Source organism: Solibacillus sp. FSL W7-1324, assembly GCF_038008025.1.
Classification (GTDB): domain Bacteria; phylum Bacillota; class Bacilli; order Bacillales_A; family Planococcaceae; genus Solibacillus.
The window spans coordinates 1,022,841-1,045,393 of the sequence record NZ_JBBOYH010000001.1 but is presented as its reverse complement, the minus strand read 5'-3'; the positions used below and the strand labels follow the sequence as shown (position 1 = coordinate 1,045,393).

20 protein-coding genes are annotated in these 22,553 nt (G+C 41.1%); all 20 read right to left on the bottom strand.

Annotated features, from left to right (window positions below):
* Positions 1 to 14: 14 nt before the first annotated feature.
* Entirely contained in the window at positions 15 to 914 is a 900-nt protein-coding gene (xerC, locus tag MKY71_RS04925) for a tyrosine recombinase XerC (RefSeq protein ID WP_339198124.1), read from the bottom strand.
* Positions 915 to 1,181: 267 nt separating this feature from the next.
* Entirely contained in the window at positions 1,182 to 2,495 is a 1,314-nt protein-coding gene (gene trmFO, locus MKY71_RS04920) for an FADH(2)-oxidizing methylenetetrahydrofolate--tRNA-(uracil(54)-C(5))-methyltransferase TrmFO (RefSeq protein WP_339175537.1), read from the bottom strand.
* 18 nt (positions 2,496 to 2,513) lie between these two features.
* Positions 2,514 to 4,598, bottom strand: coding sequence for a type I DNA topoisomerase (gene topA / locus MKY71_RS04915; RefSeq protein WP_340731763.1), 2,085 nt, complete (start codon positions 4,596 to 4,598; stop codon positions 2,514 to 2,516).
* A gap of 125 nt (positions 4,599 to 4,723) precedes the next feature.
* Entirely contained in the window at positions 4,724 to 5,617 is an 894-nt protein-coding gene (gene dprA / locus MKY71_RS04910; protein WP_340731762.1) for a DNA-processing protein DprA, read from the bottom strand.
* Positions 5,618 to 5,789: 172 nt separating this feature from the next.
* Entirely contained in the window at positions 5,790 to 6,692 is a 903-nt protein-coding gene (sucD, locus tag MKY71_RS04905; RefSeq protein ID WP_079525181.1) for a succinate--CoA ligase subunit alpha, read from the bottom strand.
* Positions 6,689 to 7,870, bottom strand: a complete 1,182-nt coding sequence (gene sucC, locus MKY71_RS04900; RefSeq protein ID WP_339175534.1) for an ADP-forming succinate--CoA ligase subunit beta — start codon at positions 7,868 to 7,870, stop codon at positions 6,689 to 6,691. Before sucC ends, sucD begins: the two co-directional genes overlap by 4 nt.
* 167 nt (positions 7,871 to 8,037) lie before the next feature.
* Positions 8,038 to 8,340: an EscU/YscU/HrcU family type III secretion system export apparatus switch protein gene (locus tag MKY71_RS04895; protein WP_339175533.1), complete on the bottom strand. Its 303-nt coding sequence runs from the start codon at positions 8,338 to 8,340 to the stop codon at positions 8,038 to 8,040.
* Positions 8,337 to 10,238, bottom strand: coding sequence for a hypothetical protein (locus tag MKY71_RS04890; RefSeq protein ID WP_339198113.1), 1,902 nt, complete (start codon positions 10,236 to 10,238; stop codon positions 8,337 to 8,339). Before MKY71_RS04890 ends, MKY71_RS04895 begins: the two co-directional genes overlap by 4 nt.
* Positions 10,239 to 10,242: 4 nt before the next feature.
* Positions 10,243 to 11,016, bottom strand: coding sequence for a ribonuclease HII (locus MKY71_RS04885; RefSeq protein WP_340731760.1), 774 nt, complete (start codon positions 11,014 to 11,016; stop codon positions 10,243 to 10,245).
* Between the two features lie 424 nt (positions 11,017 to 11,440).
* Positions 11,441 to 12,394: a ribosome biogenesis GTPase YlqF gene (gene ylqF, locus MKY71_RS04880; protein WP_340731759.1), complete on the bottom strand. Its 954-nt coding sequence runs from the start codon at positions 12,392 to 12,394 to the stop codon at positions 11,441 to 11,443.
* Positions 12,395 to 12,495: 101 nt separating this feature from the next.
* Entirely contained in the window at positions 12,496 to 13,059 is a 564-nt protein-coding gene (lepB, locus tag MKY71_RS04875; protein ID WP_339175529.1) for a signal peptidase I, read from the bottom strand.
* Positions 13,060 to 13,239: 180 nt separating this feature from the next.
* Positions 13,240 to 13,584, bottom strand: coding sequence for a 50S ribosomal protein L19 (rplS, locus tag MKY71_RS04870; protein WP_008403308.1), 345 nt, complete (start codon positions 13,582 to 13,584; stop codon positions 13,240 to 13,242).
* Positions 13,585 to 13,715: 131 nt separating this feature from the next.
* A complete protein-coding gene (gene trmD, locus MKY71_RS04865) occupies positions 13,716 to 14,444 on the bottom strand; it encodes a tRNA (guanosine(37)-N1)-methyltransferase TrmD (RefSeq protein ID WP_339175528.1) in 729 nt (242 codons plus the stop codon).
* Positions 14,441 to 14,962, bottom strand: coding sequence for a ribosome maturation factor RimM (gene rimM, locus MKY71_RS04860; protein ID WP_339175527.1), 522 nt, complete (start codon positions 14,960 to 14,962; stop codon positions 14,441 to 14,443). The genes trmD and rimM overlap by 4 nt, the downstream gene beginning before the upstream one ends.
* A gap of 263 nt (positions 14,963 to 15,225) precedes the next feature.
* A complete protein-coding gene (locus MKY71_RS04855; protein WP_008403311.1) occupies positions 15,226 to 15,459 on the bottom strand; it encodes a KH domain-containing protein in 234 nt (77 codons plus the stop codon).
* 27 nt (positions 15,460 to 15,486) lie between these two features.
* The gene (gene rpsP / locus MKY71_RS04850) at positions 15,487 to 15,759 is read right to left on the bottom strand and encodes a 30S ribosomal protein S16 (RefSeq protein WP_008403312.1); all 273 of its coding nucleotides are present in this window, start codon (positions 15,757 to 15,759) and stop codon (positions 15,487 to 15,489) included.
* Between the two features lie 92 nt (positions 15,760 to 15,851).
* Entirely contained in the window at positions 15,852 to 17,210 is a 1,359-nt protein-coding gene (gene ffh, locus MKY71_RS04845; RefSeq protein ID WP_339175525.1) for a signal recognition particle protein, read from the bottom strand.
* 12 nt (positions 17,211 to 17,222) lie between these two features.
* Positions 17,223 to 17,558 carry a putative DNA-binding protein gene (locus tag MKY71_RS04840; RefSeq protein WP_339175524.1) on the bottom strand — a complete coding sequence of 112 codons (336 nt, stop codon included), beginning with the start codon at positions 17,556 to 17,558 and terminating at the stop codon, positions 17,223 to 17,225.
* Positions 17,559 to 17,712: 154 nt separating this feature from the next.
* Positions 17,713 to 18,975, bottom strand: coding sequence for a signal recognition particle-docking protein FtsY (gene ftsY / locus MKY71_RS04835; RefSeq protein WP_340731757.1), 1,263 nt, complete (start codon positions 18,973 to 18,975; stop codon positions 17,713 to 17,715).
* Positions 18,972 to 22,553, bottom strand: coding sequence for a chromosome segregation protein SMC (gene smc / locus MKY71_RS04830; protein WP_340731756.1), 3,582 nt, complete (start codon positions 22,551 to 22,553; stop codon positions 18,972 to 18,974). The genes ftsY and smc overlap by 4 nt, the downstream gene beginning before the upstream one ends.

The following is a 22,553-nucleotide window of genomic DNA, read 5'->3' as shown; positions in this document are numbered from 1 at the left end:
TATTTCCTCCTTAACTATGCTCGCGGATGACTATTCATATATGTCTTTCTTAAAGCTTCCTTCGTTACATGAGTATAAATTTGAGTTGAAGATAAATTAGCGTGCCCAAGAAGTTCCTGGACTGTACGCATATCTGCCCCATTATTCAATAAATGCGTAGCAAATGTGTGTCGCAACATATGTGGATAAATTTTCGTATGCATACTGGCATTGTCGATCATCTCACTTAATATATAACGCACACCACGGGCAGTAAGTTCGCCACCGCGCATATTGACAAAAACTTTCTGATGATTTTCCTTCTTCATTAAAATCGGACGTACTTGATCTATATAACGTTTAAGTGCATCATGCGCATATTGGCCAAACGGAATAATCCGCTCTTTTCGGCCTTTCCCCATTACACGGACGATATTGTAATGAAAATCGATATCCGTCAGTTCAAGACTGACACACTCGCTTACACGCATTCCAGTTGCATAAAGAAGTTCCAACAGCGCCATATTACGAATCTGAATCGGCTCATCGCCTTCATTTTTCTCGAATAGTTCCTTCAATTCTTCCTCATAAAAAAAGCTCGGTAATCGCTCTTCCTTTTTCGGATGATAAAGTGAACGAAACGGAGCATCATCAATATTCTGTTCTCGATTTAAAAACCGAAAAAAAGAACGTATCGATGAGATTTTCCTGGAGATTGAAGTTCTTGCTTTTTGTTCATCATAAAGCTTTGTTACATATAGACGTGCATGGATATATTCAACTTCTGTAATTTTTTGTATACCTTCAGCATGCAAAAATGCAAAAAATTCTTCTAAGTCAGAAGTATATTCGCGAACAGTATGTAGGGAAAAGTTTTTTTCTAGATGCACGTAGCGAATAAATTGATCTAGCTGGTTTTGCAAATTTTCATCCATCGTATATACCCCCTGTGATTACAAAAGAGAAATGATGTTGTATGAATAAATATGTTTATTTTCCTACTAAAAAAACACACATATTGACACTATACCTATTATGAATACTTTTCAAGTAAAATTTACTGGAGTTATTCAACTTCTTTGTATTATTCGACAAATTTCGCAATATGATGTCAAGTAATACTTAAATTATAGTCACATATTATTAATTAACGCAAAATTAAAAGCCCCTAAAGTATAACAGTCTTTAAGGGCTTTTCGCAATTAAATTGCCTGATTATTAATAAAATTCTGAATTGCTTCCAATGCGCGGTTAGCGTGGCGTTCAGCCCGCTCCGGCTTAGATTTGATGCGCTCGCCAAGTTCCGGGAAAATTCCGAAGTTTACATTCATCGGCTGGAAGTTTTTCGCATCTGTATGTGTAATGTATCGAGCCATTGCACCTAATGCTGTTTCATGCGGGAAGTAAAGCAACTCTTGGCCTAAAGCCATGCGCGCCGCATTAATCCCTGCAATCAGACCACTGCCGGCAGACTCTACATAACCTTCAACACCTGTCATTTGACCTGCGAAGAACAGGTTTGGACGTGCTTTCAACTGATATGTCTGTGTCAGCACTTTCGGTGAATTGATGAACGTATTACGGTGCATTACACCATAGCGTACAATTTCCAAGTTCTCTAAACCAGGAATCATCGAGAAGACACGCTTTTGTTCCGGCCATTTTAAATGTGTCTGGAAACCAACTAAATTATATAGTGTTCCCGCTGCATCATCTTGTCGTAACTGAACAACAGCATATGGACGTTTATCCGTTTTCGGATCTTCCAGACCAACCGGTTTCATCGGTCCAAATGTCATTGTTTTTTCTCCGCGTGCAGCCATTACTTCAATTGGCATACATCCTTCGAAATACTTTTCTTTTTCGAATTCTTTTAGCGGTGCACATTCTGCGGTAATAAGCGCTTCACGGAAAGCATCGAATTCTTCTTTCGTCATTGGACAGTTCAAGTATGCTGCTTCACCTTTATCATAGCGTGATTTCAAATATACTTTATCCATATTGATTGAATCTTTTTCGATGATCGGTGCTGCCGCATCATAGAAGTACAAATAGTCTTCTCCTGTAAGGCCCTGAATTTGCTTTGCCAAAGCTTCAGAAGTTAAAGGACCTGTTGCGATTACTGTAATGCCTTCCGGAATTTCAGTTACCTCTTCATTGATTACTTCGATTAACGGGTGGTTTTTCACTTTTTCAGTTACAATGCCAGCAAATTCGTGACGGTCTACTGCCAAAGCACCACCGGCAGGTACAGAGCTGTTGTCTGCCGCTGCAATAATAACTGAGTCCAATCTACGCATTTCTTCTTTAATTACACCGACAGCATTTGTCAGTCCGTTTGCACGTAATGAGTTTGAGCATACAAGCTCTGCGAATTTATCTGTATGATGTGCCGGTGTTTGTTTTACTGGGCGCATTTCATATAAACGTACGTTCACACCGCGCTTCGCAATTTGCCAAGCTGCTTCTGAACCGGCTAATCCTGCACCAATTACATTTACTACTTGTTGTGTCATTTTTGTTACCTCTTCATTTTATTGTGACGGTGTTTCTTCATAATCACATTCACTGTTTGTACACTGAATTTGAACACCTTTTTTCAATTTCTTCTCTACTAATAATGCACTACATTTCGGACAAGGTCTACTAATTGGCTTATCCCATGATACAAAGTCACATTCCGGATATTGGTTGCATCCGTAAAAAATTCGCTTTGTTTTGGATTTACGTTCCACAATTTCCCCTGTCTCACATGAAGGACATTTAACGTCAATCGGTTTTACAATCGCTTTTGTATTGCGGCAATCCGGGAAATTTGAACACGCCATAAATTTCCCGTAACGTCCTAGCTTGAATACCATTGGCGCACCGCACTTTTCACAGTCCTCGCCAGCAGGCTCATCTTTAATTTCGATTTTTTCCATTACTTCATCCGCATATTTCACCCGCGGCTCAAAGTCTTTGTAAAATTCATCGATGACATTTACCCATTGTGTAATGCCTTCTTCGATTTCATCAAGATTATGCTCCATCTGTGCGGTAAACTCAATGTTGATGATTTCCGGGAAAAATTCCAATGTTGCCTGATGAACGATTTCTCCAAGTTCAGTCGGCACAAAGCGCTTCGCATCAAGTTGCACATAACCGCGCTTTTGGATAGTATCCAGTGTTGGGGCATATGTCGATGGACGGCCTATACCTAGCTCTTCCAATGTCTTTACTAGACGCGCCTCTGAATAGCGTGGAGGTGGCTGAGTGAAATGCTGCTTCGGTTCGATTTCAAGCGATTTTACTTTATCGCCGATTTCCATTTCAGGTAAAAGTTTATTCGTTTCTTCTTCCTGATCGTCTGTACCTTCAATATAAAGCTTCATAAATCCGGCAAATTTCACTTGAGACCCGTTTGCGCGGAACAGTACATCATTGTTTTGCAGATCTACTGTCACGGTATCGAGTACAGCTGGTGCCATTTGACTTGCGATAAAGCGCTCCCAAATCAGACGGTACAATCGCAGCTGATCACGGCTTAAAATGGCTTTAAGCTCTTCAGGTGTGCGCATTGCACTCGTTGGACGGATCGCTTCATGGGCATCCTGTGCATTTGCTTTTGCTTTCGCCTGTTTTTGTTCACCGGCAATGAAATCTTTGCCGTATTTCGTTTCGATATATGACTTAGCCTCTGCTTTCGCCGTATCGGAAATACGTGTTGAATCGGTACGCATATACGTGATTAATCCGACAGCGCCCTCTTTTTTGCTGAGCTCAATACCTTCATAAAGCTGCTGTGCAAGCATCATTGTTTTCTTGGCACGGAAATTTAATTTACGTGCGGCTTCCTGTTGAAGTGAAGAAGTCGTAAAGGCTGGTGAAGCATTACGCTTCCGTTCCTTTTTTACAACATTCATTACTTCAAATTCCGAGCCTTTTACACCTTTTAATATCTCTTTTACTTGCTGTTCATTTGTTAATTTAATTTTTTCTTTGCCGTTTCCATAATATAAGGCATCGAATTGTTTTTTATTTTTTTCAAAGCTTCCTTCGATAGACCAGTATTCTTCCGGCTCGAAGTTTTTAATCTCATTTTCACGGTCAATGATCAGACGCAGTGAAACGGATTGTACACGTCCTGCCGATAAGCCCTTCTTAACCTTTTTCCAAAGAATCGGACTAATATTATAGCCTACTAGACGGTCTAAAATACGACGTGCTTGCTGTGCATCGACTAAATCCATATTAATTGGCCGCGGGTGCTTGAAGCTCTCTAAAATTGCTTCTTTCGTAATCTCGTTAAATACGACACGACAATCCGAATTAATATCAATGTTTAAAGCAGTGGCTAAATGCCAGGCAATTGCTTCCCCTTCGCGGTCTGGATCGGCTGCGAGATAAATCTTTTTCACTTTTTTAGCCGCTGTTTTCAGGTCCTGTAGTACAGGACCTTTACCGCGAATCGTAATATATTTTGGATCATAGTTATTTTCGGTATCGATTCCCATTTGACTACGTGGTAAATCACGTACATGTCCAATCGAAGCTTTTACTTTATATTTTTTTCCTAAATATCGTTCAATTGTTTTCGCCTTTGCAGGTGATTCAACAATTACTAAATAATCTGCCATCTGTTGTCCTCCTTATAGAGGTATAGTTATTTTTCTTATATTTACTCACATGAAGCTATCCATGTATGTCAAAGCTTTTCCTGTTGCAAAATGTATAACAGATTGGCTAATATTGCAACTTTTTTTCAACGCAATTTTGAAAACAACTGGATTTCCTCTAAGATTTGAAAGCCGTCCCACACTGGAATCGCGCCTTCTTTTATTAATTTATTTGTCCCTCGTGACTGCTCGCTAAAAATATTTCCCGGTACCGCAAAAACATCTTTTCCTTGTTCAAGCGCAAGCTCTGTTGTGATGAGTGTCCCGCTTTTCAGTGCGGCTTCTGTTACGACAAGCGCTTCGCTTAAACCACTGATAATACGGTTTCGTGCAGGGAAATGCCATTTTTGCACACTTACATATGGTGGATATTCTGTTACGAGTAAATGTTCCTGTGCCATATATGCATTCAACTCTTTATTTTGAGGTGGATAACTATGAAAAAGGCCATGACCTAAAACACCTATTGTCTTTCCACCATATCGGATTGTTGCTTCATGTGCAAGTCGGTCCGCACCTTTCGCAAGTCCGCTCACTATGACATATTGCTCGCGTATTAGCGGTGGTAGAAGGATATTCAATACATGCTCACTATAGCTGGTTGCCGCCCTTGAACCGATGACCGCAATCATTTTCGGTCTGTTCAGTAACTGAATATCGCCTTTTGCATAGAGAACAGCAGGTGCATCGTACAATTCTTTTAAGCGTTGTGGATATAATGGATTCGTGTAGGGGATAGCGATAATATTATGTTGGTCATAATAAGCAGTCATCGACCTTGGTATGAGCTCTTTATAATGTTTGATGAGCTGTGAGGCTTTTTCTTCTTTTATATTTAGCTGAACGGCTAAAAATTTTGGCGAAATATGCAATATTTCGTCGAAATCATCTGTGATTTTCATTAAATTTCGGACTTTTTTCCAGGAGAGAGGAAGAATATAATGCAGTTTCATTAATTGTTCATTTGTTGGGTTGGTCATTACTACACTCCTTTTTAATAGAAGAAATTCAGATGACCGCGGTTTTATTTGTGAGGTAAGCATTGTGTAAAACATAGTATGGCCGATGAATTCGGGCACTTATTCGTCCATCGGTCCCAATGATGGAGACATACGAAAAAGATGTAGCGAGGCGACCGCTACATCTTTCATTTTAATGTGTTTTACAAGCTTCGTACAAGCCTTTTTCTTTGATTACTTTAATCAGTGTTTCACCGATTACAGAAGGCGTCGGAGCTACTTCAATACCTGCTGCATTCATTGCTTTGATTTTCTCAGCAGCTGTTCCTTTACCGCCGGAAATAATGGCACCTGCGTGACCCATACGTTTTCCTGGAGGAGCTGTTTGACCACCGATGAAGCCTACTACCGGTTTGTTCATGTTTTCCTGAATCCATTCAGCAGCTTCTTCTTCAGCTGTACCACCAATTTCACCAATCATGACAACTGCATAAGTTTCAGGATCTTCATTGAATGCTTTTAAGCAATCGATAAAGTTTGTCCCATTTACCGGGTCCCCACCGATTCCAACCGCTGTTGTTTGACCGATTCCCGCTTGAGACAGCTGGTGTACCGCTTCATACGTCAATGTACCAGAACGTGAAACGACGCCTACATGTCCTTTTGTATGGATGTATCCTGGCATGATACCGATTTTACATTCATCAGCTGTAATAACACCTGGACAGTTTGGACCAACTAAACGCGTTTTCTTGCCTTCCATATAGCGTTTAACTTTTACCATATCAAGTACCGGAATATGTTCTGTAATACAGATTGTCATATCCAGATCCGCATCAACTGCTTCGATAATTGCATCAGCCGCAAATGGTGCCGGTACATAAATAACAGATACGTTTGCACCTGTCGCATCGACTGCTTCTTGTACTGTATTGAAAACCGGAACACCTTCGATTTCAAGACCGCCTTTACCTGGTGTTACACCTGCAACGATTTTCGTTCCGTATTCAAGCATTTGTTTTGTATGGAAAAGGGCTGTTTCCCCAGTAATCCCTTGTACGATTACTTTTGTCTCTTGATTAATGAACACACTCATGCCGTTACCCCGCCTTCAGCTTCAACTAATTTCACGATTTTTTGTGCGCCGTCTGCCATTGAGTCAGCTGCCACAATGTTTAAACCAGATTCATTTAACAACTTTTTACCTAGCTCTACGTTTGTTCCTTCTAAACGTACTACTAATGGAACTTCTAAACCGACTTCTTTTGCAGCTGTAATAACCCCTTTTGCAATGATATCGCATTTCATGATTCCACCAAAAATGTTAACGAAAATTCCTTTTACATTTTTGTCCGATAAAATGATTTTAAAAGCTTCTGTTACTTTTTCGGCTGTTGCACCGCCCCCAACATCAAGGAAGTTAGCGGGTGATCCGCCGTAGTAACTAATCGTATCCATCGTCGCCATGGCAAGACCTGCACCATTTACCATACAGCCGATATTGCCGTCTAACGAAATATAACTTAAATCATATTTAGATGCTTCAATTTCTTTTGCATCTTCTTCATCAAAATCGCGTAATTCTACGATATCTTTATGACGATATAAAGCGTTTGCATCAAAGTTGAATTTTGCATCAAGTGCCACTACCTGGTCATCCCCAGTTACAACTAGCGGGTTGATTTCTACTGTTGATGCATCTTTATCGATAAATGCTTTGTAAATACCAAGCATTAACCCTACTGCTTTATTTACTAGCTTAGCAGGAATATTCATATTGAATGCCATACGACGTGCCTGGAAAGCATTTAATCCCGTAACCGGATCAATAATTTCTTTGAAGATTTTTTCCGGATTTGTCTCCGCTACCTCTTCAATATCCATTCCGCCTTCTTCAGAACCCATCATTACTACTCTAGAAGTTGCACGATCTAATACTAAACTTAAGTAATACTCTTTTTTAATGTCCGAACCTTCTTCTATATAAAGACGTTTTACTTCTTTACCGTCTGGACCTGTTTGGTGAGTTACTAAAATTTTGCCTAATAATTCTTTAGAGAAAGAGCGAACTTCATCAAGGTTTTTGGCAATCTTAACGCCCCCTGCTTTACCGCGACCCCCTGCATGAATTTGTGCTTTTACTACTGTTACGTTTGAACCTAGCTCTTTTGCTGCTTTTACTGCTTCTTCTGGTGAAAACGCTACACTTCCTCTTGGAACTGCTACACCGTATTGTCTTAATATCTCTTTCCCTTGATACTCATGGATATTCATGATACATCCTCCCATCGGACATTTGGAAATTATTCTACTAACATAATCTATTTTAAACAATTATTCAGATAATGTCTATATTTGTCACACAAGCATTTTTTAGTTTACTTTATGTCAAAATATTCTTTGTATAGATATTTTCTAATTTTCCGAAAGATATTCTCTACTTAAATACTGGATTTATTTTTATAAGTTAACTTTTGCTTTTCATCCAAATGATAAATAAAGGCAAATACCTCGGCAACCGCTTGATATAATTCTTCCGGGATCGACGTGTTCAAATCAAGCTGGCCTAACAGCTCCACCAGGTTCGGGTCTTCATAAACAGGTACTTCATGCATCGCTGCTTTTTCTAAAATATTTTCCGCAATTTTTCCTTTACCTTTTGCAACGACTGTCGGACCATTGCTTTTTTGAGGATCATAGGAAAGGGCAATCGCTTCTTTTCGGACATATTTTTTTTCGGTCATACGCGGATATCCACCCCTCCTTGCTCATCTTCCTGCTGATTTGACAATTTTGTGACAGTTTTTCCTGCTTGATCTCCAAAAGGCTTGATAAACAATCCGGATAAGGTATATTCCTTTTCCAGCAATCCTGTCTTTAGTGTTCCTTTCAATGAAGTCGCCAATGATTCCAAATTCGGCATATCATTATAGATATTAATTGTGACAACACGGTTCTGTACTTGCATATCAATTACTGTCTGCTGCAATGTTTCCATATTTAAATAGAATAGAATGCGCGCAAAATTGGCATCGATTTTGCCATCTTCTTTCATGCGGCCGTTCCATTGCAATGTCGCATCCATTCTCTTGCCGAAAAAATCCAGCGGCACTTGCATGACAAGCTGATGCTGATGCCCGTTTTCCCCTGACGTGAGCTGCATTCCATTTAGTCTGGACATCACCGTCTCAGCAGCATCTCTTATAGCAACCGGTGTTTGGTTATCCTGAAGAAGCGCTAATAATTGCGGCTTTATTTGCTGGGCAATTGCCTGTATATCCCCTGCCTTATTTGCCAATGCCGCCTCATAGCTGACGCCCAGCCCTTTTAACACCGTCTTTATCGCCTGTTCCATTGCACGGCTATCAACCGCAGCCTGTACTTGACCTTCTGCTTGAGTGAGGGTACTTTGCATCAATGGTTGTGGACTATCGGCCGTCACTTTTACTAAATTGCGCAACAGCTGATCGGCATTCGGTAAATTCGCATCCGGCTTCAGTAATGTAAGCAATTGATCCTTCGCGGCCTGTCCTTGATCATTTTGCATAAATAATCGCGTACTCACATTTTCACTGTATGCGTTTGTCAGTTGCTGCCGCAGTTGATTTACCAATGCTTCCACTGCCGGCTTTGAAGCGGGAATTTGTTCAAAACGTGATAATAATTGCTCTAATTGCTGTTTTTGAGTTGTAGATAGTAAGCTTTCATTACTAATCCATGCTTTTACTTGTTCTAACATCGGCTTTATTTGTTCAGGACTTGTTTGTCCGAGCTGTTGCAGCAGTTGTCCTGCCGAAGCCTGTACCGGGTTCACAGACTGCTGGTTTCCTTGCTGATTAACCGTTTGCCAATTTTGCAAAGTGGCATTTTGCGGTAAAATTCCAGCTTCTTTTAATACCGTCAGCGATTGAAGTTTCGATGCAACAGGTGAATTGTTATCCAACAAATTTTGGGTTGCCCGTGCAAGTAGGATTCCGCCTGTTTCGTTGTTCAACGGCTTTGCCAGCTGGTCAATTTGCTGTAGCAGCGATGATTTGATCGCTTCATTTCCTCCAGACTGGGTTGCCAAGAGCTGCGCTAAATTGGCTAAATTCGCTGACATCCCATCTGTTTTTACTCCTTGTGTCAATGCTTGAAATACGGTATTTGTAAAAGGCATTTTCAGCTCCACCATACGCTGCAGTGCGTGAAGTGCATTATTCTTATCTACTCCTGCAGGCAAGTTTTTCATCCAGCCTTCTGCGGCTAAGAGCTGTTCTTTTGCAAGGGGTAGCTGGGCTTTCATAAAATGTGATAGCACTTGCTGCATTTCATTCGATTTCGGTAAATGCATTGTTTCCATCAACTGTGACATTTGCTGGCCGGCTGTCATGGATTGCGACATCGGTCCTGTCACAACTTTTAATTCCGTTTGCGGATTTGTTGAAGTTACCTGGAAAAAATGCGCATCGCCTACCTTTAAAGGTACTTCCAGCTTTGCCATGAGCTTTTGATTGCCGACTTGGACTTCTGCCATCTGATTCGGGTAGAGCTGCTTGATTGACCCGTGAAATACTTGATCCTGCTTTAACGATAATGGCTGGTTTGCTGTAACTTGCTGTGAAGTATTCGATTGGATTGCATTAAACGATGAGAAGTTCATGCCGTTACTCCCTTCTTTGAAGCATTGATTTAATCGGTTCAAATGTTTTTCGATGATGATCTGTCGGTCCGTATTGGGCGATTGCCTCCAGATGCTGTTTTGTTCCGTAGCCGGCATGCTGCGCAAAACCGTATTGCGGATATTCAAGGTCCAGTTTTTCCATATAGTCATCACGTGCCGTTTTCGCTAAAATGGACGCTGCTGCAATTGCCAGGCTGCGAGCATCTCCCTTTATGATGGATGCTTGCGGAATCGATGTCGAAAGCGTCATCGCATCGGCCAATATGAAATTGGGTGTGACGCCGAGTGTTTCGATACTTTTTAACATCGACTGTCGCGTTGCTTCATAAATATTGAGGCGGTCAATTTCCTCGGCACTTTGAAAATGAACTGAATAATAAAGTGCATGTTTTTTGATCCGTTCAGCAAACTGATTGCGTTTTTCTTTTGATAATTGTTTGGAATCGTTGACGCCAAGCAGTTCCTGACAATAATTCGGCAATATAACGGCCGCTGTTACGACTGGTCCTGCAAGTGGTCCTCTTCCCGCTTCATCTGTGCCTGCGATAAAGGCATTTTCATATGGTAAATAGCTTGCGTCAAATTGCAGTTTTTCATTATGCGCTTGTTGAAGTGCTTCTATCTTTTCCAGACGCTTTTGAAATTGCATCCATGCTTTTTGAACGCCTGCCCGTTCATCCTTTACGATATCATCCATCCATGGCTCGATTTGTGCTGCTGTTTTTAATGCTTCTGTAATCTCTTTAATTGTTTTCATATAAAGTCCTCAAATCTATTACTTCCGTTTTCTTAATATAGAGTTGATTTCCATTCCGGGGCGGACGCTTTCCGCGGGCACGCTTCGAGCCTGTAGTCTCTCCCTCGGTGCTCCTGTCGCTTCGCTTTCGTCGCAAAATAAATTTTGCTGTTCCCGCAGGAAGCTTGCTTGTGACTGTCGCTAACGCTTTCGTCACAGAGAAAATCTTGTAGCGAAAGGCGCTAGCCGTCAGCTAGTGTTTTAGCAGTGCGAAAGGTGAAACCGACAGCACGAACACTCGCCCCCCTCCATTCCAATCAACTTGGCTTTTTATCTAATTTTACTTTCTCTCAATCTTACTGTTATATCGTCTACTTTTCTTATTATAAAAGAAAAAACCTTTCTCAAATAAATGAAAAAGGTTTTGACTGTCTGTTATTCCACTTTATTCGTTGCTTTCTTGCTTTTTCTGGCGATTTAGCGCAGCTGTTTTCTTACGGCGCTCTTCGTTTTCCAGGGCAATCGCTTCTTCCAATTGCTCTTTTTCAAGTTGCTCGGAAACAAAATCAAATGTGAGTTTCCCAAGATTCTGTTCACGAATGTCGCGTACAACTAATACCGACACTTGATCGTAGTCAATCTCTCCGCCTTGTCCAAACACTCGGCGCAGCTTTCCGATTGCATCAAATGTCTCAACCAGTTCTTCGGATACGGATGAAATATTATAACGTTCTTCCATGCGCGTTGGATAGTGTTTTTCTAAAAAACGCAGGCCATATACAGCCAGGTCTTCCATATTCGTAATGGTATCTTTGATTGCGCCAGTTAGAGCAAGCTTGTAGCCGACTTCCTGGTCTTCAAACTTCGGCCATAAAATACCTGGCGTATCAAGAAGTTCAATTTCCTTCCCGACTTTAATCCATTGCTGTGCTTTTGTCACACCTGGCATATTTCCCGTTTTCGCAAGGTTTTTCTTCGCTAAACGGTTGATTAGCGTTGATTTTCCGACGTTCGGAATACCTACAATCATCGCGCGAATGGCACGCGGCTTCATTCCTTTTGATTTCATGCGTTCCCATTTCTCCGCCAAAATCTCCTGAGCAGCCTTTGTAACCGCCTGCAAGCCTTTCCCTTCCAACGAGTTGATTGCTACTGCTTTAAAGCCTCTGTCGGCGAAATATTGAATCCAGCGGCGTGTTTCCTGCTCGTCAGCCATATCTTGTTTATTTAAAATGAGCAGGCGCGGTTTTTGATGGATAACTTCATCGATCATCGGATTACGTGAAGATAATGGTAATCGCGCATCAACCAGTTCAAAAACGATATCGACAAGCTTTAAACTTTCCGATACTTGGCGGCGTGCCTTTGCCATATGTCCTGGAAACCATTGAATTGTCATAATTGTATAACCTCCTGTAAATTACGTACTTCTATTCTCAACAAAAAAATGAGGAGTTTAAACTGCCCCCTCATTTTAGACAATATTTATGATAATAAATATTACTTTACAATCTCAATTTCGTTTAACGGCCAGAAAATGATGCTTGTATTGCCGATAATTTCTTTCTGGTCGACGATTCCTATATGGCGGCTGTCTTTACTGAAGCGGCGATTATCGCCCATTACGAATACATAGCCTTCCGGAATAACATCCAGTGACGGATCGATATCTTTCAGCGAGAAGTCGCCTGTTAAGTTGCCTTCGCTGATTTCGGCTTTATATGCATCCAAATACGGCTCGTCGATCGGTTCACCATTAATGTATAATTGGTCATCCTTATATTCTACAAAGTCTCCTGGAACACCAATGACACGTTTAATATAGTCCTTCTGTTCAGGTGCGTGGAATACGACGATATCAAAACGATTGGGTTCGCCGATTTTATAGCTGAATTTGTTGACGATCATGCGATCACCATTTTCAAGGGTAGGCATCATTGAATCCCCGTCTACTACAATCGGTGTAAATAAAAAGTAACGAATAAATGCGGCAATCGCAAACGCAATCAGTAGAGCTTTCGTCCATTCCCAAAGCTCATTTTTTTCTTTTTCAGTTTTTTCCACGTAGCTATCCCCCTTGCTCATCACATTTATTGTATACGAAATATGTATATCAAGCAAAAATCTAATCTAAATTATTACGTCATATTATCTATAGTTTATTGTCAAATTCACATGTTAATACACATTTTTATTTAAAGAAAGAAAGGGACTTGTATATACAAGCCCCCTCCTAAAAAGTTCTTATCGAATTTCTTTAATACGAGCAGCTTTACCACGTAAGTTACGTAGGTAGTAAAGTTTAGCACGACGTACTTTACCTTTACGTACTACTTCTAACTTAGCGATTTTTGGAGTGTGTACTGGGAAAGTACGCTCTACACCAACACCGTAAGAAATTTTACGTACTGTGAAAGTTTCGCTAATTCCGCCACCACGACGTTTAATAACTACACCTTCGAATAATTGGATACGCTCACGAGTACCCTCAACGATTTTAACGTGTACCTTAACTGTGTCACCTGGTTTGAATGTAGGTAAGTCTGAACGTAATTGATCTTTAGTGATCTCTGTAATAATGTTTGACATTGTTTTCTCTCCTTAGACAGATGCTCATGCACGCTAATTTAAGCCACAGCGGAACACCGTAATTCAGTGCTTACATTGAAGCACAAAATGAATCTTACCATAATTGTTATAGGCTTGCAAGTAGTTTTGCTTTACATTTCATTCTTAATTTTTTCGATTATTTTCTTTTGCTTGTCCGTTAATTCAAGGGCATCCAATAAATCCGGTCTGCGCTCCAATGTGCGCTTGAATGACTGTTCTTCACGCCACGCATCGATTTTCGCATGATTCCCAGATAACAGTATATCGGGCACTTTCATCCCTCTAAAATCAGCTGGACGTGTATAATGGGGATGCTCTAATAAACCTGTCGAAAATGAATCCTGAATATGTGAATCCTCTTGACCCAATACACCCGGCAATAAACGTACAACCGCATCGATTACCGTCATCGCAGGCAGCTCTCCGCCTGTTAAAACAAAGTCGCCGATCGAAATCTCATCCGTGACAAGATGTTCGCGGATTCGCTCATCATAGCCTTCATAATGGCCGCAAAGGAATACTAAATCTTCTTCTTTTGCAAGCTCCTCTGCCTTCTTCTGCGTAAAGCGCTCGCCTTGCGGACACATGAGGATGACACGTGGCTTGCGGCCTTCAGTAATGGCTTCTACAGCATTGAACATCGGTTCCGGCTTTAATACCATTCCCGCTCCCCCGCCGTATGGGTAATCGTCCACTTGTTTGTGCTTGTTCTCACTGTATTCCCGGATATCGGTTACTGCCAGTTCAACAGCACCTTTTTCCTGAGCTTTTTTTAAAATGGATGAACCGAACACACCTGTGAACATATCAGGAAATAAACTTAATACGTGAATCTTCATTCCAACAAACCTTCCATTACGTGAATTACAATTTTCTTCTCATCGACATCAATATCTTTTACGATATCTTCAATGAAAGGAATGTAATGCTTCTTACCGTTTTGCGCTTTAATTTCCCATACATCGTTTGCGCCTGTTTCTAAAATATCGGTAACAACGCCGATCAGTTCGCCTTCCTCCGAAAACACTTCACAATCTTTAATTTCAAAGTGGTAGTATTCATTATCTTCAAGCTCATCTTCCGCCAATTGGTCCATTGATACTTTTAATAGACCTTCTTTAAATGGTTCCACTAAATTAATGTTTTCCATACCTTCAAACGTCACCAAAATAAAGTTTTTATGGCGTCTTGATGAACTGATCGTTACCCAAGTCGGCTTTTTGTCATCTTTTTTAAATGCCGCCAGTTTCGAGCCTACCGCAAAACGTTCTTCTTCAAAGTCCGTTGTCGATAAAATTCGCAGCTCCCCGCGAATACCATGTGTATTTACAATACGTCCTACATTAAACCATTCCATGTATATTCCACCTCTAATATCCCGTTGATTTTAAATGAAGGTGGACGCTTTCCGCAGGCGTGAGGCCAACAGGATATTGGTCACAAAAGCGTTACCACAGGACGTGGCGTTTTAGCTTTTGTTCCTAGTCTCAGGCGTCACGCTATTCCCGCAGGAGTCGCTACCTCCATTCCAATCAACTAGTCGTTTTATTTAATAAAATACCGCTGATTGAATTATCATAACAAAAAAAGAAGGGTTAGCAAAATGCCACCCTTCTTTTACTAATCCAATATATCGACATACGTCTTTTTCTTCTGGTGGCCGCCCGCTGCTGAGTACACAATCGTACGAATTGCCTTCGCAACACGTCCTTGCTTGCCTATTACTTTCCCTCGATCCTCTGGATGAACAAAAAGCTTATAAACAACTCGATTGGAAGTTTCGTCCGTCTCAATACGAACGTCTTCCGGATAATCGACTAACGGTTTCACAATTGCTTCAATCAGCTGCTGCATAATGCCACCTCCGAATTAATCATTGAATTATTTGCTGTATTTAGCGTTATGGAATTTTTCCATGATACCTTGTTCTGAGAACAGGTTACGTACAGTATCAGATGGTTTTGCACCATCAGTTAACCATTTAAGAGCTTTCTCTTCATCGATTTGTACTGTAGCTGGAACTGTAAGTGGATTGTAAGTACCTACTGTTTCGATTTGACGACCGTCACGTGGTGAACGAGCGTCTGCAACTACGATACGATAGAAAGGAGATTTTTTAGCTCCCATACGTTTTAAGCGAATTTTAACTGCCATTTTAATAGCACCTCCGAATAAGTTTCACACAAGATATTATATTAGCAATGTCTTGATGGTTTGTAAAGTGTTTTTTCTTAACACCTTATTTTTTATTTAAATAATGAATCAAAACCAGGCATTTTCATCTTCTTTTTACCTTTACCTTGCGCCATACCTGTCATTTGTTTCATCATTTTTTTCATTTCTTCAAACTGCTTCAGCAAGCGGTTTACTTCCTGAATTGACGTCCCTGAACCTGTAGCAATACGCTTTTTGCGGCTCGCCGAAATGATTTCCGGGTTTGTCTTTTCAGTTGGTGTCATCGAATAGATAATCGCTTCGATGCGTCCCATCTGCTTTTCATCGACTTTAACATTGTCAAGGCCTTTCATTTTGTTTGCACCTGGAATCATTTTCAATAATTCATCAAGTGGTCCCATTTTCTTCACGGCTTGAAGTTGTTCGATAAAGTCATCAAACGTAAAGCTCTGTGTCATGAACTTTTCTTCCAGCTCTTTTGCCTTTTCCATATCTACATTGGCCTGTGCTTTTTCGATCAGTGACAGTACATCACCCATCCCTAAAATACGTGAAGCCATACGCTCTGGATGGAATGGTTCCAGCGCATCCATCTTTTCACCCATACCGACAAATTTAATCGGTTTCTCTGTAACAGAGCGGATTGACAGCGCCGCACCACCACGAGTATCGCCGTCGAGTTTTGTTAAGACAACGCCCGTAATGCCGACTGCTTCATTAAAGCTTTGCGCAACATTTACAGCATCTTGACCTGTCATCGCATCAACTACTAAGAATACTTCGTCCGGCTCTTTTAAACCGCGAATGTCTTTCAGTTCCTGCATCAGCTCTTCATCAATATGAAGACGACCGGCTGTATCGATCAATACAACGTCCAGATGCTCTTCTTTTGCATGCTCGATTGCCTGACGTGCAATTTCAACAGGTGAAACATCCGTACCTAGTGAGAATACCGGCAGAGATAACTGTTTCCCTAGTGTCTGTAATTGCTGAACAGCGGCTGGACGGTAAATATCTGCTGCTACTAGCAATGGTTTTTTATTATATTTTTTACGTAATACATTCGCCAACTTACCTGTAGTCGTCGTCTTACCTGCACCTTGTAAACCAACCATCATAATGACAGTCGGAGGACGGTTGCTGAATTTAATCGGGCTTTGTTCGCCACCCATTAAATTCTTCAATTCATCCTGTACAATTTTGATGACTTGCTGACCAGGTGTTAATGATTTCATGACGTCGACACCGACTGCACGCTCACTAACTTTTTTAACGAATTCTTTAACTACCTTTAAGTTTACGTCCGCTTCGATTAAGGCAAATCGGACTTCACGCATCATTTCTTTAACGTCTTGTTCCGTAACTTTCCCTTTACCTTTAATCTTTTGGATCGTACCTTGGAGTCGCTCTGCTAAACCTTCAAAAGCCAACTCGTTCGCCCCCTAATCCGATTCCTTCAGTTGTTCAACTAATGCCAGTTTCGCTTCTTTCGTAGAAGCCTCATCCTCAATCGCATCCGCCAATTGTTTTAATACAATTTGACGTTGTTGAAACTTTTCGAATAAATTTAGTTTTTCTTCATATTCTTCAAGCATCGCCTCAGTACGGCGAATATTATCGTAAACAGCCTGACGCGAAATGTTATAACTTTCGGCAATTTCTCCTAACGAGTGATCGTCCAAGTAATACAGTTCCATATAGCTGCGCTGTTTATCAGTTAATAACGCTTGATAAAAGTCGAAGAGAAAGTTCATGCGTGTTGTTTTTTCAAGTAGCATTTTTATCTCTCCAATCATAATTTGTCTATCTTATCATAATCTTGTGAGCAGTTACTGTCAAGGCAATCCCCTTGTCCGTAGGGATAACCTTTTTCTTTCAATATAAAAAAAGCAATTCGTAAAAATTATACGAATTGCTTTTGGAATATAATTGTTATTCTTCTGCTTTTTCCAGTTCTTTTTCCAGTCCTTCGGCAAATAAACCATAGACATAACGTTCTGCATCAAACGGCTGCAGGTCGTCCATTTTTTCACCAAGTCCTACAAATTTAACAGGGATGTGCAGTTTGTTGCGGATCGCCAATACGATACCGCCTTTTGCCGTACCATCCAGTTTTGTTAAAACGATACCTGTTACATTCGTTACCTCTTTGAACATTTGAGCCTGAACAAGCGCATTTTGGCCTGTTGTCGCATCCAATGCAAGGAGTACTTCATGCGGTGCATCCGGAATTTCACGTGAAATTACACGATGCACTTTTTCAAGTTCGTTCATTAAGTTAACTTTATTTTGCAGACGGCCGGCAGTATCGCAGATTAAAATATCGACACCACGTTTTTTTGCTGCACGAATCGCATCATACATTACTGCTGCAGGGTCTGAACCTTCTGACTGTGCGATAACTTCTACACCGACACGGTCACCCCATACTTGCAGCTGCTCAATGGCACCGGCACGGAATGTGTCTCCCGCTGCCAGCATCACAGATTTCCCTTCTGATTTTAAACGGTGCGCCAATTTACCGATTGTCGTAGTCTTTCCGACACCATTTACACCAACGAATAAAATAACCGTTAAATCGCCGCTCTGCTGAATATTTAACTCTGTTAAATTTTCTTCACCAGATTCATAAATTTCAACAAGCTTTTCGGAAATGATCGCCTGAATTCCGTTCGTATCTTTAATGTTTTGGCGCTGTACTTCAAAACGTAATTTATCCATTAATTCCATTACTGTTTCAAAGCCGACATCCGCTTGCAGCAGAACATCTTCCAGCTCTTCAAAGAAATCTTCATCTACTTTACGATAACGTGCAACTAAATCGTTTACTTTAGAAGTGAAAGAATTACGTGTTTTTTCCAATCCCGCTTTAAACTTCTGAGTGATCGACCAGGCAGACTGCTTTTGAGGTTGCTCCTCTACTTCTGTGTCCGATTGATTGGCAGTCTCTTCTTCAACAGGCTCCACTTCAGCAATTTCCGGCTGTTCAATTATTTCGTCTTGCTCTTTTTCGGCAATTTGTTCAGTTTCGGATTTTTCTTCCTCTACCGTTTCAATTAATTGATTTTCTTCTTGTACTTCTTGTTCTTGTTCATCAAGCGGTAACAGATCCGCCTGTTGCTCTTGTTGCTCTTGCAGTTCTTTTTGTTCACTGTTACCTGCCAGTTTTTCTTTCAGTCGCTTAAAAAAACTCATCTTCCGCCACTCCCTTGCGCTACTAATTCAGCATGTTCTTCCAGTTTTACCGATACAAGTTTCGATACACCCGACTCTTGCATTGTAATACCGTACAGAACATCTGCTCCTTCCATCGTGCCTTTACGGTGCGTAATGACGATGAATTGAGTATGCTCACTAAATTTACGTAAATATTCACTATAACGCACAACATTCGATTCATCCAATGCTGCCTCAACCTCATCCAAAATACAGAATGGAACAGGTCGTGTATTTAAAATCGCAAACAATAAAGCAATAGCTGTTAATGCACGTTCACCGCCCGAAAGCAGGCTTAAGCTTTGCAGTTTTTTCCCTGGCGGCTGGGCAATAATTTCAATGCCTGTCTCTAACATATTAGTAGGATCCAACAGCACCAGGTCAGCCGTACCGCCGCCAAACAGCTCTCTGAACGAAATGACGAACTGTTTACGAATCTGCTTAAATGTTTCACTGAATCGCTCTGTCATTTCTTCATCCATCTCGCCGATTGCTTTGTGCAGCGTATCTTTTGCAGCGACCAAATCTTCTCGTTGTTCACTTAAAAATGTATAGCGCTCCTGAACACGCTCATATTCCTCAATCGAAGTCAAATTGACCGGACCAAGTTCTTCAATCGATTGTTTCAGCAGCTTCACTTTCCGACGGACTTGTTCTTCGTCTTCAATGCTGATTGCTTCTTCTTGAGCAGATAAAACATCAAGTTCATACTGCTCGAGTAATTGCTCTTGCAAACTATTCATTTCAAATTCGATTCTGCTGCATTTCAGTTCCAGTGCACGCAATGCATCAACATAGCTTTTGTGTACACGCTGTATTTCCTGCAGGTGAATTTCGTTTTCCGTAACTTGATCATGCAAAGTTGAACGCATTGTACGGTTCTTTTGAATAATTTCTGTCAGTGCGTCTTTTTTCTCCGTCCATTCGACAATTGTTTGGGCTAATTCTTCTGCTGAAGGTCCATTTAAGCCATCTTCAGATTCTACCCAGTCGATTTCCCGGGAAATTTTTTCGACATTTCCCTGTGCTTTAGACAAATTGAGTTCTATTCCTGCAATCGATGCCTGTACTTGCGTTAATTGTTCTTGAGCAACCGCGAGTTCAGATCTCTTTTGTGCTAACTGTTCACGCAACACATCTTTTTGCGTTTCACTCTGTGCCTTAGCAAGTGTCAGTTCATCGACCGTTTGCTGAATTTCCTGTAATTCTTTACTTAACTCAGTCAATCGCGATTGTGCAGCTGACTGCTGTTCATTTAAAGACTCTTTACGTGTCGATAATGAAGTTTGCTCCGACTGCGTAATCGTTACCGTCGTCTGTAAGTTCTTCACGATCATATCGAGTTCCATAAGCTTCGAACGGTGAATTTGCTCTTGCTCACGCAATGATTCACCTTGCAGCTTCAACTCTTCCAATGAATGTCGCAATGATGCAATCTGTTCTTTTTTTGTCGCTACCGTTTGCTCAGCAGATTGGATTGTAGATTCCATACCGGCCAATGTCGTAACGAGCTTATCAAGTTCTGCTTTACGCGAGAACAATGAACTTTGCTGCTTTACGGCACCACCTGTTAAGGAACCACCAGCATTTACGATGTCCCCTTCAAGTGTAACAACGCGGTACTTAAATCCGCATAAACGGGCAATTTGACTCGCGCCTTCCAAAGAAGATGCAACTAATACATTGCCTAAAAGGTTTTCTATAATTGTTGTATTTTCCTGTGCATAATTCACTAGTTCATATGCCAGTGCAACATAGGCAGGATGTGATTGAATATCGCTCAGTTGCTGTGCATGGATTTTCCGTGAACGCATAACTGTTTTCGGTAAAAATGTTGCACGACCTGCACGTTTTTGCTTCAACCAGCCAATCGCTTTTTGGGCATGCTGTTCATTTTCTGTCACAATATGCTGCGAAGCTGCACCTAATGCTGTTTCAATTGCCTGCGAGTATTTCGCCTCAACTTGAATCAGCTCGGCTACCGCACCTTCTATCCCTTGCAGTTCTTTACGGTCCCGCGCTAAAAGAACTTCCTTAACACCATGGAAGAAGCCTGAAAAATCAGCTTCAAGTTCAGCCAATGTTTCTTTACGTGCCTTTAATTGCTGATGATGCTGATAAGCTTTATACAATAACGCTTGTTTTTCATCCAGATCGGCAGTTGCCGATTTCAACTGAACCTGCATAACATCAAAATGACTAAGCTGTTCTTTTACAGACAGTTCTGCCTGTTCAAGCGCACGTTCTGTCACTTCTTTTGCCATGAGTGCTTCAGTCAGTTCTTTTTGGATTTCAGAAGAACGACCTGACATTCGCTCTACAGATGCCTGTTCCTGTGAAAGTTGCTGATCAATATGCTTTAATTCATTTTTTACTGTCGCTTCTTCGTTAAGTAAGTTAATGTACGTATTTTTCGCATCTTCAATTTCCTGCTCGATTTCTGAAGCAGAACGTGTTAAAGCTTGCTCAACCTGCTTTAATGCCGAACGGATTTCGGTAACGATTTTTTGCTTTTCTGTAAACTGACCGCGTTTTTCACGCTCAGCCTCCAGCAATTCTTTTACCATATTGGAAGCTTCCGTTAAGCTTTCACGCAGTTGCTGAATTTGTTTTTCGGCATTTGAACGCTTTTCGTTAAAGAGTGCTTTTCGGCCTTCCCAGCGCTCTACTTCCGCACTTGCCTCAACAAGCTGTTCTTGAGAACTGTCCAGCACTTCATCAATTGCTTTTAACTCTGTACGCATTTTGCGCAATTGTTGTTCAACTGTCGCAATTTCAGCTGCCTGTTCTTTTTCGGTTGCTGTTAATTTCCGCTGTTCTTCAGTATAGCCTTGCAATACTTTCCCGTTCGCACGGATATCATGAACCATTAATGCTATATCAAAATCTTTCAGTTCTTCCGTCATTCGCACATAATCTTTCGCGCTCGACGCCTGAATTTTCAATGGTTCCAGACGCTGATCGATTTCATGCAAAATATCGAGAACCCGATTTAGGTTTTCATCTGTTTCTACAAGTTTGTGCTCTGCTTTTTTCTTGCGCTGCTTATATTTTAAAACACCTGCAGCCTCTTCAAAAATACTGCGGCGGTCATCTGGACGGCTGTTTAGAATTTCATCAACCCGTCCTTGCGAAATAATGGAAAAGGCTTCTTTCCCAAGACCCGAATCCATAAACAAGTCTGTAATATCTTTTAGACGGCATTGCTGGTTATTCAGTAAATATTCACTTTCACCTGAGCGATAAACCCGTCTTGTCACACTTACCTCTGTATAAGGTATCGCTACTTGCTCATCCGTATTATCTAAAACGAGTGTAACTTCCGCAAAGTTCAGTGCTCTTCTCGATTCACTTCCTGCAAAAATAACGTCTTCCATTTTGGCTCCGCGCAGACTTTTGGCAGACTGCTCTCCTAAAACCCACCGGATTGCATCTGTTACATTACTTTTCCCACTACCATTTGGTCCTACTACTGCAGTAACACCAGGTACAAAATCAATCCCGATACGTTCGGCAAATGATTTAAAGCCTACTACTTCGAGTCTTTTAAGGAACAT

What these genes read in the sequence shown, in the direction of transcription:
- xerC (WP_339198124.1), bottom strand. Translation starts at nt 914, where the DNA reads ATGGATGAAAATTTGCAAAACCAGCTAGATCAATTTATTCGCTACGTG.
- trmFO (WP_339175537.1), bottom strand. Translation starts at nt 2,495, where the DNA reads ATGACACAACAAGTAGTAAATGTAATTGGTGCAGGATTAGCCGGTTCA.
- topA (WP_340731763.1), bottom strand. Translation starts at nt 4,598, where the DNA reads ATGGCAGATTATTTAGTAATTGTTGAATCACCTGCAAAGGCGAAAACA.
- dprA (WP_340731762.1), bottom strand. Translation starts at nt 5,617, where the DNA reads ATGACCAACCCAACAAATGAACAATTAATGAAACTGCATTATATTCTT.
- sucD (WP_079525181.1), bottom strand. Translation starts at nt 6,692, where the DNA reads ATGAGTGTGTTCATTAATCAAGAGACAAAAGTAATCGTACAAGGGATT.
- sucC (WP_339175534.1), bottom strand. Translation starts at nt 7,870, where the DNA reads ATGAATATCCATGAGTATCAAGGGAAAGAGATATTAAGACAATACGGT.
- MKY71_RS04895 (WP_339175533.1), bottom strand. Translation starts at nt 8,340, where the DNA reads ATGACCGAAAAAAAATATGTCCGAAAAGAAGCGATTGCCCTTTCCTAT.
- MKY71_RS04890 (WP_339198113.1), bottom strand. Translation starts at nt 10,238, where the DNA reads ATGAACTTCTCATCGTTTAATGCAATCCAATCGAATACTTCACAGCAA.
- MKY71_RS04885 (WP_340731760.1), bottom strand. Translation starts at nt 11,016, where the DNA reads ATGAAAACAATTAAAGAGATTACAGAAGCATTAAAAACAGCAGCACAA.
- ylqF (WP_340731759.1), bottom strand. Translation starts at nt 12,394, where the DNA reads ATGACAATTCAATGGTTTCCAGGACATATGGCAAAGGCACGCCGCCAA.
- rplS (WP_008403308.1), bottom strand. Translation starts at nt 13,584, where the DNA reads ATGTCAAACATTATTACAGAGATCACTAAAGATCAATTACGTTCAGAC.
- trmD (WP_339175528.1), bottom strand. Translation starts at nt 14,444, where the DNA reads ATGAAGATTCACGTATTAAGTTTATTTCCTGATATGTTCACAGGTGTG.
- rimM (WP_339175527.1), bottom strand. Translation starts at nt 14,962, where the DNA reads ATGGAATGGTTTAATGTAGGACGTATTGTAAATACACATGGTATTCGC.
- MKY71_RS04855 (WP_008403311.1), bottom strand. Translation starts at nt 15,459, where the DNA reads ATGCAGCAGCTGATTGAAGCAATTGTGAAACCGTTAGTCGATTATCCG.
- rpsP (WP_008403312.1), bottom strand. Translation starts at nt 15,759, where the DNA reads ATGGCAGTTAAAATTCGCTTAAAACGTATGGGAGCTAAAAAATCTCCT.
- MKY71_RS04840 (WP_339175524.1), bottom strand. Translation starts at nt 17,558, where the DNA reads ATGCTACTTGAAAAAACAACACGCATGAACTTTCTCTTCGACTTTTAT.
- ftsY (WP_340731757.1), bottom strand. Translation starts at nt 18,975, where the DNA reads ATGAGTTTTTTTAAGCGACTGAAAGAAAAACTGGCAGGTAACAGTGAA.
- smc (WP_340731756.1), bottom strand. Translation starts at nt 22,553, where the DNA reads ATGTTCCTTAAAAGACTCGAAGTAGTAGGCTTTAAATCATTTGCCGAA.